The organism is Mycoplana ramosa, from assembly GCF_041930185.1.
Lineage (GTDB): Bacteria > Pseudomonadota > Alphaproteobacteria > Rhizobiales > Rhizobiaceae > Mycoplana > Mycoplana ramosa.
Map to the genome: position 1 here is coordinate 23,805 of NZ_JBHEEW010000009.1, position 13,869 is coordinate 37,673.

The following is a 13,869-nucleotide window of genomic DNA, read 5'->3' on the forward strand; positions in this document are numbered from 1 at the left end:
CGAGCGCACCCCTAGAAAAGCTGGAACGTTATGTCGAGTAAAAGCGATTCTACGAATCGGCCGAGTAATGGCGATGTGCGCGAGGATGGGCTTGCTGGGCGCAGGGCGGCGGCGCCGCTCATCCACCTTAATCTCCGCCGTCGGTCGTCAAGCCCGTTTCCCGCAAAGAGTGTCCCGCGTGTCCTGCTTTTGCAGGGCCCGGTCGGGCCATTCTTTCGCAAGGCGCAAAGCCTGCTGAACGATAGCGGCTTTGACGCCTGGCGTGTCTGCTTCCATATTGGCGACAGGTTGTTTGCGCTACGGGAGAAGACACTCAATTTCTCCGGAACGGCCGACGCCTGGCGCGTCTGGCTCTCCGAAATGATCAGCGCCCATGGCTTCGACTTTGTCGTTCTGTTCGGTTGCGAGCGAGAAATCCACCGGATCGCGATCGCCTGTTGCGAAAAGCTCGGCGTTCCGGTGATCTGTCTTGAAGAAGGATATCTGCGCCCGGGCAACGTCACGATTGAATTCGGCGGCAACAACTGGTGTTCGCCGATTGCGGGGAAGTTGCCGCCTCCGGAGTATACATCGTCGGATCGTCCGAAAGGCGTTTCCTATCCCTCTTCGTTTGGCGCCATGGCGTCCTATGCATTCCTCTATTTCTCGCTCCGGAACCTCTTTTCAAGCGCCACCGAGCGCAAGCTTTTCCACAAGCGGAAACGCATGCTCGTCTCTGAGGCCTTCTATTGGATCAAGAACTACTACCGGAAATTCCGCAATCTCAATGCAAACTATCGCTGTGTCGAGAAACTTCTGGAGCACTTCGACCGCAAATATTACCTCGTTCCGCTCCAGGTTCACGACGATAGCCAGTTGGGGCGTGCCGCCGGCAGCTGGAACAGCCAGAAACTGATCCTGAAGTCGATCGTTTCGTTTGCGCGCAACGCGCCGGCAACCCATCAGTTGGTCTTCAAGATCCACCCGCTGGAGCGCGGGCACAGCAGGGATCGGCAGTTCATCGAACAGGTCAGTCTCCTCAACGACGTGGCCGACAGGGTCCACATCATCGACGGCGGCTCGCTTGGACTGTTGACGCGCCATGCGGCGGGCATGATCACGATCAACAGCACCTCCGGCTTCTTCGCCCTGCTGCACGGAATCCCGCTGGCCATCATGGGGCAGGCGATCTACCGGCATCCGGACCTCGCCTTCTGCGTCAACAGGGGGATCGACCTCGACGGGTTCTGGACATGGAACAAGGTGGCGCCAGCGGAGGTGCGAAGCCGCTACCTGTCGTGGGTGCACGAGCAATCGTTGCGGCCCGGTGATTTCTATGCCTATGACGGGATGGAAATCGCGATTGGCGCACTGAGGGACAAACTTGCAGACGCTGCCCGCCGCAGATCTGAACACAGCGCTTCCGGTGCGCAGGTGCTGAGCGGAAACTTCCGCGACACCATTCCGGCCGTCGCCCACGGCTGAGGCCCGACCGACTGCGTCCATAGCGGTCGATTACCCCTTACAACCGTTGTGCTTCAGGTCAGTGCAACGATGAACAACTCCGTCTTGTTGAGATCGAAGTCCAGGCCTGCACTTGCCTGCTGCTTGAGTGCAACCCACTCGTTTTTGGCGATTGGAGCGATGCCGGTGAAGCAGACCTTTCGCCCAACGGGGCCACCGGAGTGGGGGAGGGTATTAAAGATACTTCTCGTGTCATTGACCACGATTTCAACCTGCGCCGTGGAGGTCGAAGCAGGGACAATAGAGAGGCTGAAGAGATAGTAGGCAGTGACCGGCGCGACCAGGTGATTGCCGAAACCGGATGGCACAGCGTCGCCGAGTCGAAAGCCCCCGCTCGCATAAGCGGTGGCGGTGAAGCCAATGAGGCTTCCCAGCGCGGGGGTCTGGACGCCGCCGGCCAGCCAAGCCCGAGCTGCGGGCCGGCAGGGGGTAGCGACATGCCCGGTGGCGTCGATGCTAAGAGCGGTTTGCCAATTTCCCTCTGTGTCCGCCACCTTGATGGCAAAATCATTGTTGCCGGCGAGTCCCAACTCGGCATATCCCGTCCAGTTCGACTGAAATACCAGACTGGCCGTATCCGACGGACTTGCCTTGTTGATCTTCAGACGGTGGTCGGATGCGTTGTGCGAAAAAAGGCTAGCATCCGCGGCAACAGACAGCCGGTTGGTATCGTCGGGAGTGGCGTTGACGCCCAGCGACGGCAGTTGCGCAAATCTCTGCCAGCGGTTCCCGTCATGCACATGCAAACGTTGCTCTGCGGTGCACCAAGCGATCCATCCCTCCTTGGGTTGGACGAAGTGCCAGCCGCCGTCACGCCATTGCGCGACCGCACCGGCCGCCGTATTCCAGGCGCCGGTCGGTGATGCATCGACCCCGAAGCATGCCCCTTCCGAAGGAGATGCCGGAGGCGTGTCTCCAATGCTCACCAGCACAAGCTGGACCATCGTGTCCAGTGCATCAAGGGCCTCGTTGTGCGGAACATGTTTCTGCGCTTGGGAGGGCAAGATATAAGGAAGGCCGAGGCGGGTCGTATGCTCTTGCATGATCATCTCCTGAACAATTGCCACCGCAGCAGCGGTACGTGGCGTTCAGAATAGATCCGGCCGGGAATGCGGGGAAAAATCCACCATCAGAGAGTGATGATGAAGGGCGAGCACGCCTCGTCAATTGCAGTGCCGCCCCGCTTGTCGCAGGTCCACAGGACAGTTGGTAAGAGGCTGATTTGTATCAAAAAAGGCCGGAGACCGAGCCATCGCCTCTGACGTGAGGTTCTGCGCATCGGCGGTTCCCCTGTGCGCGTTCAACGGCGAAGAAATATCCCCGCTTGACGGTTATTTTCCGCTCGCAAGAGTAGCCTCGTGAACGTCTATCGCCTCTTCGATGTCGTCGTAGAAGGTTATGTTGCCGTCCTTCATGACCCCGCCCACGTGGCAGAAGGCACGCAACAGTGCGGAGGAGTGGGAGACGAGAAGCAGGGTAGCGTTTTCGCGGCGCTCGTCGAAGACGCGCTTGCTCTTCTTCTTGAAGTTCGTGTCGCCAACGGCGATGACTTCATCGATGAGATAGTACTCGAAATCGATCGCCATGCAGATTCCAAAGGTGAGACGGGCCCGCATGCCGGCGGAATAGGTTCTTACCGGCATGTCGAGATAGGCGCCGAGCTCAGAGAAGTCCTTGACGAACTCCAGAACCTCGTTGCGATCCTTTCCATAGATGTCGGCGATGAAGCGGGTGTTCTGGGCGCCTGTCAGCCGGCCGTGAACGCCGCCCTTGAAACCCAGCGGCCAGGAAATCTTGCCTTCGCGATAGATGCGGCCTGAGGTTGGGGTGTCGATGCCGGAAATGAGGTTCATCAGCGTCGACTTGCCGGCACCGTTGCGTCCGAGGATGCCGATGTTCAAGCCCGGTCGAAATGCCGCCGAAAAATTCTCGAGAATCACCTTCCGGCCGCCGCGCGGGCTCTTGAAGATCTTGCTAACGTTGTCGAAAACTATCATTCGTTTTCTAGCAGTTTGTTCCGGTACATCCGTTCCAGCGCCAGGCCGACGACCAGCAATACCGCTGCCACCGACAACAGATAAGTTCTATCCAGAACGCTGTTGTAGTCGAGATAGGTTGCCGACCGGAACCATTCGACACAGTGCAGGAAAGGGTTCCAGGAGATGATTGCCAGTACCGATGGCGGCAGGGTTGCTGGTACGAAAACGACGCCCGACGCCAACATCAGAGGCATGTTGGTATAGCTGAGCGTCTTGTCCCAGATGGGCACGAGAGTCCCGATGACGGCGTTGAACACCGCAAATGAGAATGCAAAAAAGGCGATCGCCAGGATGGCCGCACCGAATTCGAGCGGATAGACGATGATCTTGCGATCAAGACCCACATACATGAAGAAGATGAAAAGCGCGCAGACAATCGTCCAGATGATCACTTCAAGGATGAAGGCCGCGACAATCGTGTCAAGCGGCTTGACCAGCGGATAGCTCAACATGGTTTGGTTATGCGACAATCCGTTCGCGGCTTTTCGCGCGATCAGGTTTGTCATGCGGAACCCGATGACGCCGGTCAGAAAGAACAGCATGGCGCTGTCGCCGAACGGCAAGGCCGCCCGGACGAAGCCGTGCATCGAAAGGAACAAGCCGACATAGATCGCCGGTTCCGCGAGGGTCCACAGATAGCCGATGCGGCTCTCCCCGAACCGCGTCACGCTGCTGCGGATCACGAGGGCCGCCAAGACACGCCCGTTTTCCTTCAGGGCGTAGCCAAAGCTCTTGTCGGTCAAGTACATATGCTGACCCTATGTGCGAATGGCGCAGCCGGTGCAGATCAAATCGCGTGATCCTTGATCGACTTGTAGGCAAAGAAACCAATCAGCCAGATCGCGAAAAACAGCATGAAGCCAAGCATCGTGTTCAGCACGCGCTGCGGATACATCGCGATTTCCGGCAGACGCGGCGTCACATAGGTTGCGAAGAAGCGTTCCTGCTTCTGTGCCTCCACGAGGGCGGCTTCAAGCCCTGCCAACGAGGTGGAATAAGCCTTCACGGCAAACTCCTGCTCGATCGTCAGTTTGGAGAACTTGTCGATGACATCGCTGATCGTGCCGGACGCGGTATCGGGGTTGCGCCCGGTCTTCTTCGTGGTGCCGGCTCCGACACGTGCCTTTTGTTCCGCCAGCTGTGCTTCCAGAGCAACGATCTGCCGCTCAAGGACCTTGGCCGAGGGCGCATCCCTGCTGACGGTGTTCAGCAAGGCTTTGTAACGGGTGCGGACCGATGCGAGCTGCTCCTCGATCGAGCCGATGATCGAAGATTCCATCGTAGCTAGCGCAGCCGGATCGATCGCCTGCTCGGTCTGCCGCAATTGCGACATCTGCTCGCGAACGCTCGCAAGGCGGTTTTCCGTACGCTGGACCTGCTTGTTGACCACATCGATGTACTGGTTGCGCGACTCTTCGGAGAGCCGATTCACCAGGTTCTCCGCAACGAGCAGGATGCCGTCCGTAATCTTCTTCGCATCTTCGGCGGTAAATGCGTAGACCTGCAGGGTGACGTTGCCGGTCGTCGAGTTGAAGCTGACGTTCACCATGTCCTGCCAATAACTGACAAACTCATCCAGCGGCTCCGCCCCCGCGATTTTATAGACAAAATCGATGCCATCGCGCGCATAAAGCTGGCGAACGTCCAGCCCAAGTTGATCGATCATGTCCTGTAGGACTTGCTTGGAGTGGATGTAGTCGGCCACGATATAGGAGTCGCCGGCCTGTGCGGATGTGCCCATCAACGTGCTCAGCCCGAGCGCGCCGAGCGAACTCTCGCTCGATCCACGCACTGCGAACTGCGATTCGACTTCATACTGCGGACTGGCGATGAACGCGAAATAAAGTCCGGTCAGGATTGTCGGAACGACAACGGCAAGGACGAAAGAGATAGCGGTCCAGTTGACCTTGCTCTTCTTCTTCATCGAAGAGAGGTTCGGCATCTCGAAGATCGACTTCGCCGAAAATTTCTTGTCCGCCCTGGCTGTCGCAGGCGGCAGTTCGTCGCCTTCGTCGAACTCGTCACGCTTCACTTTCGCGCCGGCAAATGCGGACGCTTCACGGATCAGACGCTGCTTCTGTCGTTCGGCACGGTGCATGATGCGGGCCTTCGCCATGTCCAGAAGATTGCTGGCTGGTGGCACAGCGCGCGTCTCTGCGTCCAGCTCCGGTGCTGCGGGCGGCGATTCATTCTTCACGTTGATACTCTCGCTGCTGTCAGCAATTACTTGTTAACTACCTGATCGCTTGGCAGTTTATGCGAACTGCTGATGCGTTACAAGGTCGCCCCAGTCTCATCTTTGGCGCGTCATTCCGGTCATATTATGACAGGTTGCGATGGCTTCGACCGTGTCCGTTTGTTCTCCGCCGCCGTCGCATGCCCAGCCGATGAATGCGGGGTTGGCAAAGGCGGCATCTGACGGCTGATTCGCCTTTCCGTAAACAAAAGGCGATCCGTCCGGCTGGGATAGTCGTCCTCCCGCTGCGCGCAGAACTGCGTCTCCGGCGGCCGTGTCCCACTCCATCGTCCGACCGAAGCGAGGATAGACGTCGGCCAGCCCCTCTGCGAGCAGGCAGAACTTCAGCGAAGAGCCAATGGAGCGGCGGTCGGTGACGCCACGTTCTTCGAGAAATGCCTCGGTTTTCGGATCGCCATGGGAGCGGCTGACCACGGCAGTCAGCTGTGCGCCCCGGGGCCGACAGGAAATCGTTTGCCGCCTCAAGATTGAGAAGTTAGGGCCGATCTCAAGCTTTTCCGCATGGTTTGCCGAACCGGAGTATGCGACCCCTAGCGCTGGTGCATAGACGACACCGGCGATGGGTATGCCGTCTTCAATCAGCGCGATGTTGACGGTGAACTCGTCGCGACGATCGATGAACTCCCGCGTGCCGTCGAGCGGATCGACGAGAAAAAAACGACCGGCGCCGATGTTCGGCACGCGGCCGGCGGCAACCGCCTCCTCGGCCACGACAGGGATGTCCGGGTAGGCGGCGGCAAGGTGCGACAGGATGATCGCCTCGGCGCGCTCGTCCGCCTCGGTCACGGGCGACTGATCGTCCTTGAAGGAAACCGTTGGCCCTGCGTGATAAACCTCAAGAATCGCCTTTCCCGCATCGAGTGCGGCAGCTTCAAGGCCATCGATCAGTCTGGCGGACAATGTCATGATTACCCATGTCGTTGGTTGGGGTAGATCCTTCAACCCGATCCGCTCCAGCTATGCAAGTCTTTTTGAATTGACGTCTGCGGCTGCGGAAGACAACGCGGTCGGCGCTCACAAGCGCAGTTCAGGGCTGTGGCAAGTTGTGCCGGCGCCGCCGCGACTGATGGAGCTTGCGCCAGGCGGGCCAGCGTGCGGTCCCCGGTTGACCGGTCGCATACCGTGGATTCCACGGTGTTCCATGGTCGTGGCCGTCGTGCTGTGCCGAATTTTCGGCTTACGGCCGGCTCAATCGTCAAATCCACCAAAAAAGCGAAGAAGTTCGAGGTTGTGCCATTTTAGGCTTCCCTTTTGATCGGAAAACAGTATGGATTCATGGCTATCCATGAGCCTGCCCAATGGGCTCACATAACAAGAGATGCGACCGTCAGGATCGCATCCAGGGGATCGAAAATGGAATATTTTGTGCAGCAGCTCATCAACGGGCTGACTCTGGGTTCTATCTATGGGTTGATAGCCATCGGCTACACCATGGTTTACGGCATCATCGGCATGATCAACTTCGCCCATGGCGATATCTTCATGCTGGGCGGGTTCGCTGCCCTGATCATCTTTCTCGTGCTCACCAGCATCTTTGTCGGTTTGCCGATCGTCATTCTTCTGCTGGTGATGATGGCGGCAGCGATGCTGACGGCCTCGTTGTGGAACTGGACCATTGAAAAGATGGCCTACCGGCCGCTTCGTGGCTCGTTCCGTCTCGCTCCGCTGATCACTGCCATCGGCATGTCGATCACGCTGTCGAACTTCATCCAGGTCACCCAAGGGCCGCGCAACAAGCCGATCCCGCCGCTGGTTTCGTCGGTTTACAACGTCTTCGGCATCTCGATTTCGCTGAAGCAGATCCTTATCATGATCCTGACGGTGAGCCTGCTGGCGATATTCTGGTATATTGTCAACAAGACAGCTCTCGGCCGCGCACAACGTGCCACCGAGCAGGACCGCAAGATGGCGGCCCTTCTCGGTATCGATGTCGACCGCACGATCTCCATCACCTTCGTCATGGGGGCTGCCCTCGCGGCGGTCGCAGGTACGATGTATCTGATGTATTATGGCGTGATCGTCTTCACCGACGGGTTCGTGCCGGGCGTCAAGGCGTTCACCGCGGCGGTTTTGGGCGGAATCGGCTCGCTGCCCGGCGCGGTGATCGGCGGGCTGCTGATCGGCCTGATCGAGTCGCTCTGGTCGGCCTATTTCACGATCGACTACAAGGATGTAGCGACGTTCTCGATCCTTGCCATCGTCCTGATCTTCAAGCCGTCCGGCATTCTCGGACGACCGGAAGTCGAGAAGGTATAATTTCCATGGCTACCATTTCCCACTCCAAAGAGAGCGCCGGCGGGAACCTGACGGCGCAGGCTCTGCGCGAGGGCTTTTATGCCGGTCTGATCGCTCTCGGCCTCTTCGTCCTGTTCGTCGGCCTGCAGACAACCCAGAACATCCGCAACGAGCTTGTTCTGAACCAGCGCTGGGGCTTGCTTGCGATTTTCGTCGCGGTCGCCGCGGTTGGCCGGTTCCTGGGGGTTGCCTACGTGCAGCCTTGGGTTGCTGCGCGCAAATCCGCCAAGGCTGCCGTTGTCGGGAAAGAGGTCCCCGAAGGCTTCCTGGCGCGCCACTTCAGCAAGATTGCCATTCTCGCGCTCATCCTGATGCCGCCTGTTGCCGTTTCGCTGCTAGGCGTGCAGGGTTCGCTGAAATGGGTCGACAACTTCGGCATCCAGATCCTCATCTACGTGATGCTGGCCTGGGGGCTGAACATCGTGGTTGGCCTCGCGGGCCTGCTGGATCTTGGCTACGTCGCCTTTTATGCCGTCGGTGCCTATTCCTACGCGCTGCTGGCGCAGCATTTCGGCTTCTCGTTCTGGATCCTGCTCCCGCTCGCCGGCATCCTCGCCGCCTGCTGGGGCGTAATTCTGGGCTTCCCGGTTCTGCGGCTCCGGGGTGACTACCTGGCCATCGTGACGCTCGCCTTCGGTGAGATCATTCGTCTGGTCCTTATCAATTGGACGGAGGTCACCAAGGGGACGTTCGGCATCTCGGGCATTCCCAAGGCGTCGATTTTCGGTATCTGGTCCTTCGACGTGAGCGCGGCCAACAACTTCGCCAAGGCCTTCGGCCTGCCGATGTCATCGGCCTACTACAAGATCTTCCTGTTCTACGTGATCCTGGCGCTGGCACTGCTGACCGCTTTCGTCACCATCCGCCTGCGCCGCATGCCGATCGGCCGTGCGTGGGAGGCTCTGCGCGAGGATGAGATTGCCTGCCGCTCGCTCGGCATCAACACCGTCACGACCAAGCTCACCGCCTTTGCGACGGGGGCGATGTTCGGCGGATTCGCCGGCTCCTTCTTTGCGGTGCGTCAGGGCTTCGTCTCGCCGGAGTCCTTCGTCTTCCTCGAATCGGCGATCATTCTTGCCATCGTCGTTCTCGGTGGCATGGGGTCGCTCATCGGCATCGCGGTCGCGGCCACCGTCATGGTCGGCGGCACAGAGTTGCTGCGCGAAATGACCTTCCTGAAATCGATCTTCGGTCCGGATTTCACCCCCGAACTCTATCGCATGCTGATCTTCGGCCTCGCCATGGTCGTGGTCATGGTCTGGAAACCCCGTGGCTTCGTCGGCAGTCGCGAACCGACCGCCTTCCTGCACGAGCGCAAGGCGGTGTCCGGCAGCTTTACCAAGGAAGGGCACGGCTGATGGCCCTCGAGACGAACGCAATGAACAACGATCCAATTCTCAAAGTCGAGCATCTGTCGATGCGCTTCGGCGGCCTGATGGCGATCAACGATCTGTCCTTCGAGGCGCGGCGCGGCGAGATCACGGCGCTCATCGGTCCCAACGGGGCCGGCAAGACAACCGTCTTCAACTGCATCACCGGCTTCTACAAGCCGACGATGGGCATGATCACGATGACACAGAAGTCGGGCAAGCGGTTCCTCCTGGAGCGGATGCCGGATTTCGAGATCACGCGCGATGCCAAGGTTGCCCGCACGTTCCAGAACATCCGCATGTTCTCCGGCCTCACGGTCCTGGAGAACCTGTTGGTCGCACAGCACAACATGCTGATGCGGGCGTCCGGCTACACCGTTCTCGGCCTGCTGGGGTTCAGCGGTTACAGGCGGGCCAAGGAACAGTCGATCGAGGTCGCCAAGCACTGGCTTGAGAAGGCCCATTTGCTCGACCGCGCCGACGACCCGGCCGGGGATCTGCCCTATGGCGCCCAGCGCCGTCTCGAGATTGCTCGTGCCATGTGCACGGGACCGGAGTTCCTCTGCCTCGATGAGCCGGCTGCGGGTCTCAACCCGCGCGAGTCGCTGGCCTTGAATGAACTGCTGCGGTCGATCCGCCATGATACCGGCACCTCGATCCTGCTGATCGAGCACGATATGTCGGTCGTGATGGAAATCTCCGACCATGTGATTGTCCTGGAATACGGCCAGAAGATTTCCGACGGGACGCCCGACGAGGTGAAGAATGATCCGAGGGTCATCGCGGCATATCTGGGCGTCGAGGACGAAGAGGTCGAAGAGGTGATCGAAGAGATCGAAGAAATCGAGCAGGGGGGACTGCAATAATGAGCGATACCCTCCTCAAGGTTCAGGGCGTCGAAACCTATTACGGCAACATCCGGGCGCTCGCCGGGGTCGACGTCGAGGTCAAGCGCGGCGAGATCGTCAGCCTGATCGGCGCAAACGGCGCAGGCAAGTCGACCCTGATGATGACCATTTGTGGCAGTCCGCAGGCGCGCACCGGCACCGTCACCTTCGACGGTCAGGACATCACCAGGCTGCCGACGCACGAGATCGCGCGCATGCGCATCGCCCAGTCGCCCGAAGGCCGGCGGATTTTTCCGCGCATGACCGTCTATGAAAATCTCCAGATGGGTGCTAGCCTCGACAATCTGAAGTTTTTCAAAGAGGACGTGGAGAAGATCTATGCCCTGTTCCCGCGCCTGAAGGAGCGCCAGGCCCAGCGTGGCGGCACGTTGTCGGGCGGTGAACAACAGATGCTGTCCATCGGCCGCGCGCTGATGGCGCGCCCCAAACTGCTTCTTCTCGACGAGCCCTCGCTTGGCCTCGCGCCACTGATCGTCAAGCAGATCTTCGACGCCATCAAGGTGCTCAACAAGGAGCAGGGCTTGACCGTGTTCCTGGTCGAGCAGAACGCCTTTGCCGCCCTAAAACTGTCGAACCGTGGTTATGTCATGGTCAATGGACGGGTGACGATGAGCGGATCGGGCAAGGAACTGCTGGCAAATCCGGAGGTCCGTGCCGCCTATCTCGAAGGTGGAAGGCATTGAGGATGAGCAAGCGCGTGTGCCCGGATCCGGCGGATCCGGACGTACATGCGCCAATTCAAGGCGTTGCAGCCGCCCTTGCGCATCAGAAGTGACGCGCGGCGTTGCAAGAGGAGTATGTGACATGCAGGGAATTCTCTACGAAGAGCCGTCGTTCATGCAGTTTCTCTTCGTCACCGTGATCATGGGCGGCTGGACGGCCTGGCGGACAGGAAAGAGCGTAGCGGAAAACTGGCACAACTACGGTACGCTGGTTTTCTACGTGCTCCTGCTCGGTATAGCGATCCGCTTCATCCACCACGCGTTGTTCGAAGGTAGCATGCTGACTTTTCAGTACTATTTCGTGGACACAGCCGTTCTTTTGTTGTTTGCTACGGCCGGATATCGCTACTACCGCACGAAGCAGATGGTCAATATCTACTACTGGCTCTACGAAAAGGCCTCGCCCTTCTCGTGGCGCGCAAAATAAGAGGGAACCCCACGCGCGGCGTGTAGGCGCCGGACGTGGAATAAAGACGCCGGCGCAATGATGGCGGGTATTGCGAACGGTCAACAATATGCCTGCCTAAACTTGGGAGTAACAAGATGAAGAAGTCTCTTTTGTCGGCTGTTGCTTTGGCAGCAATGGTCGCTTTCAGCGGCAATGCCTGGGCCGACATCCTGATCGGCGTCGGCGGTCCGTTGACCGGCCCGAACGCTGCGTTCGGTGCACAGCTTCAGAAGGGTGCCGAGCAGGCTGCTGCCGACCTCAATGCGGCCGGCGGCATCAACGGCGAGCAAATCAAGATTGTCCTCGGCGACGACGTTTCCGACCCGAAGCAGGGCGTATCGGTCGCCAACAAGTTCGTCGCTGACGGCGTCAAGTTCGTCGTTGGTCACTTCAACTCGGGCGTTTCGATCCCGGCTTCGGAAATCTACGCTGAGAACGGCATCCTGCAGATTTCGCCGGCGTCCACCAACCCGACCTACACCGAGCGCGGCCTGTGGAACACGTTCCGTACGTGCGGCCGTGACGACCAGCAGGGTGCGGTGGCGGGCGCATTCGTCGCTGCCAACTTCAAGGATGCCAAGGTTGCCGTTCTGCACGACAAGACGCCGTATGGCCAGGGTCTTGCCGACGAAACCAAGAAGGCGATGAACGAAGCTGGCGTAACCGAAGCGGTCTACGAAGGCGTCAATGTCGGCGACAAGGACTTTTCGGCTCTCATCGCCAAGATGAAGGAAGCCGGTGTGTCGGTGGTCTACTGGGGCGGCCTGCACACCGAGTTCGGCCTCATCGAGCGCCAGTCCGCCGACCAGGGCCTGAAGGCCCAGTTCATCTCGGGCGACGGTATCGTCTCGAACGAACTGGCGTCCATCGCCGGCGACGCCGTCAATGGCACGCTCATGACCTTCGCGCCCGATCCGCGCAAGAACCCGGCTGCAAAGGAAATCGTCGAGAAGTTCCGCGCGTCCGGTTTCGAGCCGGAGGCTTACACGCTCTACGCCTATGCTGCCGTTCAGGTCATCGCTGAAGGCGCCAAGGCTGCCGGCGGCACCGACGCGCAGGCCGTTGCCGAAGCCATCAAGTCCAAGGGGCCGTTCAAGACCGCCATTGGCGAGCTTGGCTTCGACGAGAAGGGCGACATCACCCGCCCGGACTACGTCCTTTACACCTGGAAGAAGGGTGAGGACGGCAAGTACAACTATTTCCAGAACGAATAGTCGTTTTGGCGGCACGGGCGGCGTGAAAGACCGCCCGGACCGGACTGAATTCCGGGCCCGGCGCTTGCGTCCGGGCTCTTTTCATGTCTGCTGGGGCGACAGGGAAAGCAGAGGACGGCATGAGCAAGGCACGCATACTGGTGACGCGGCGATGGCCTGAGGAGGTCGAAGCGGTTCTCGCCGAACGCTTCGAGGCGACCTTCAATCGCGATGATCGGCCGATGGACCAGTCCGCCCTTGCGGCGGCGCTGGCGCGATACGACGCCGTGCTGCCGACCGTTTCCGATCGTCTGCCGGCCGCCGTCTTCGAGCGACCGAAACTGACCGCAAAGATCATCGGCAACTATGGCGTCGGCTACAATCATATCGATGTGGCAGCCGCCTCCCGAACCGGCATCGTCGTTACCAACACGCCGGGGGTCCTGACCGATTGCACGGCGGATCTCGCCATGACGCTGTTGCTTGCCGTTGCCCGTCGTGCCGGCGAGGGCGAGCGCCAGGTGCGGGCCGGGGCGTGGAGCGGATGGTGTCCGACGCATATGATTGGCACGAAGGTCACGGGCAAAACGCTTGGCATCATCGGCTTCGGCCGGATCGGCAAGGCCATGGCCAAGCGCTGTCATTTCGGCTTCGACATGGATGTCGTCTTCTACAATCGCTCTCGAGTTGAGCCGGCGGAGGCGATGCGGTACGGCGCACGTCAGCTCGACAGCATCGAGGAGGTGCTGGCGGCAGCAGACTTCGTTTCGCTGCATTGCCCAGGCGGCGGGGCAAACAGCAATCTGATCGATGCGGCGAGGCTTTCGGCGATGAAACCGTCCGCCTTCCTGATCAACACGGCGCGCGGCGATGTGGTGGACCAACCGGGGCTGATTGCAGCGCTTTCCAATGGACACATTGCGGGGGCGGGTCTCGACGTCTACGCTGCGGAGCCCCAGGTGCCCGACGCGCTGCGCGCCATGGAGAATGTCGTGCTGCTGCCGCATCTCGGCAGTGCAACGGCCGAAACGCGTCGCGCTATGGGGATGAAGGTGGTGGAGAATGTCACTGCCTTCTTCGATGGGCGGGAGCCGCCGGACCGGGTTGCCTGATGCAGCCGTCCCGGCGCCATTG

13 protein-coding genes are annotated in these 13,869 nt (G+C 59.8%); 8 read left to right on the plus strand and 5 right to left on the minus strand.

Annotated features, from left to right (window positions below; genetic code table 11):
* Window positions 1-288 precede the first annotated feature (288 nt).
* Entirely contained in the window at window positions 289-1,464 is a 1,176-nt protein-coding gene (locus tag JNC62_RS12860) for a capsular polysaccharide export protein, LipB/KpsS family (protein ID WP_374839346.1), read from the plus strand.
* Window positions 1,465-1,517: 53 nt separating this feature from the next.
* Here JNC62_RS12860 and JNC62_RS12865 read toward each other — a convergent pair whose 3' ends face one another.
* From JNC62_RS12865 to cysQ, 5 genes are all read right to left on the minus strand, one after another.
* Window positions 1,518-2,546, minus strand: a complete 1,029-nt coding sequence (locus JNC62_RS12865) for a DUF2793 domain-containing protein (protein WP_374839348.1) — start codon at window positions 2,544-2,546, stop codon at window positions 1,518-1,520.
* A 288-nt stretch (window positions 2,547-2,834) separates the two neighbouring features.
* The gene (locus tag JNC62_RS12870) at window positions 2,835-3,500 is read right to left on the minus strand and encodes an ABC transporter ATP-binding protein (protein WP_374839350.1); all 666 of its coding nucleotides are present in this window, start codon (window positions 3,498-3,500) and stop codon (window positions 2,835-2,837) included.
* The gene (locus JNC62_RS12875; RefSeq protein WP_374839352.1) at window positions 3,497-4,285 is read right to left on the minus strand and encodes an ABC transporter permease; all 789 of its coding nucleotides are present in this window, start codon (window positions 4,283-4,285) and stop codon (window positions 3,497-3,499) included. The genes JNC62_RS12870 and JNC62_RS12875 overlap by 4 nt, the downstream gene beginning before the upstream one ends.
* Window positions 4,286-4,329: 44 nt before the next feature.
* A complete protein-coding gene (locus tag JNC62_RS12880; RefSeq protein WP_374839354.1) occupies window positions 4,330-5,739 on the minus strand; it encodes a KpsE/RkpR family capsule polysaccharide export protein in 1,410 nt (469 codons plus the stop codon).
* Window positions 5,740-5,835: 96 nt separating this feature from the next.
* On the minus strand, window positions 5,836-6,705 hold the full coding sequence (gene cysQ / locus JNC62_RS12885; RefSeq protein ID WP_374839588.1) for a 3'(2'),5'-bisphosphate nucleotidase CysQ: 870 nt from the start codon (window positions 6,703-6,705) through the stop codon (window positions 5,836-5,838).
* Between the two features lie 447 nt (window positions 6,706-7,152).
* Here cysQ and JNC62_RS12890 point away from each other — a divergent pair, with 447 nt between their 5' ends.
* The 7 genes from JNC62_RS12890 to JNC62_RS12920 all read left to right on the plus strand — a co-directional run bounded on the left by JNC62_RS12890 (window position 7,153) and on the right by JNC62_RS12920 (window position 13,847).
* Window positions 7,153-8,055 (plus strand): branched-chain amino acid ABC transporter permease, encoded by a 903-nt coding sequence (locus JNC62_RS12890; protein ID WP_374839356.1) that lies wholly within the window; start codon window positions 7,153-7,155, stop codon window positions 8,053-8,055.
* 5 nt (window positions 8,056-8,060) lie between these two features.
* On the plus strand, window positions 8,061-9,452 hold the full coding sequence (livM, locus tag JNC62_RS12895) for a high-affinity branched-chain amino acid ABC transporter permease LivM (RefSeq protein ID WP_374839358.1): 1,392 nt from the start codon (window positions 8,061-8,063) through the stop codon (window positions 9,450-9,452).
* On the plus strand, window positions 9,452-10,330 hold the full coding sequence (locus tag JNC62_RS12900; RefSeq protein ID WP_374839360.1) for an ABC transporter ATP-binding protein: 879 nt from the start codon (window positions 9,452-9,454) through the stop codon (window positions 10,328-10,330). The genes livM and JNC62_RS12900 overlap by 1 nt, the downstream gene beginning before the upstream one ends.
* Entirely contained in the window at window positions 10,330-11,055 is a 726-nt protein-coding gene (locus JNC62_RS12905; protein WP_374839362.1) for an ABC transporter ATP-binding protein, read from the plus strand. Before JNC62_RS12900 ends, JNC62_RS12905 begins: the two co-directional genes overlap by 1 nt.
* A gap of 121 nt (window positions 11,056-11,176) precedes the next feature.
* Window positions 11,177-11,521, plus strand: a complete 345-nt coding sequence (locus JNC62_RS12910; protein WP_374839364.1) for a DUF6867 family protein — start codon at window positions 11,177-11,179, stop codon at window positions 11,519-11,521.
* A gap of 116 nt (window positions 11,522-11,637) precedes the next feature.
* A complete protein-coding gene (locus tag JNC62_RS12915; protein WP_374839366.1) occupies window positions 11,638-12,756 on the plus strand; it encodes a branched-chain amino acid ABC transporter substrate-binding protein in 1,119 nt (372 codons plus the stop codon).
* 119 nt (window positions 12,757-12,875) lie between these two features.
* Window positions 12,876-13,847: a 2-hydroxyacid dehydrogenase gene (locus JNC62_RS12920; protein ID WP_374839368.1), complete on the plus strand. Its 972-nt coding sequence runs from the start codon at window positions 12,876-12,878 to the stop codon at window positions 13,845-13,847.
* The last annotated feature ends 22 nt before the right edge of the window (window positions 13,848-13,869 follow it).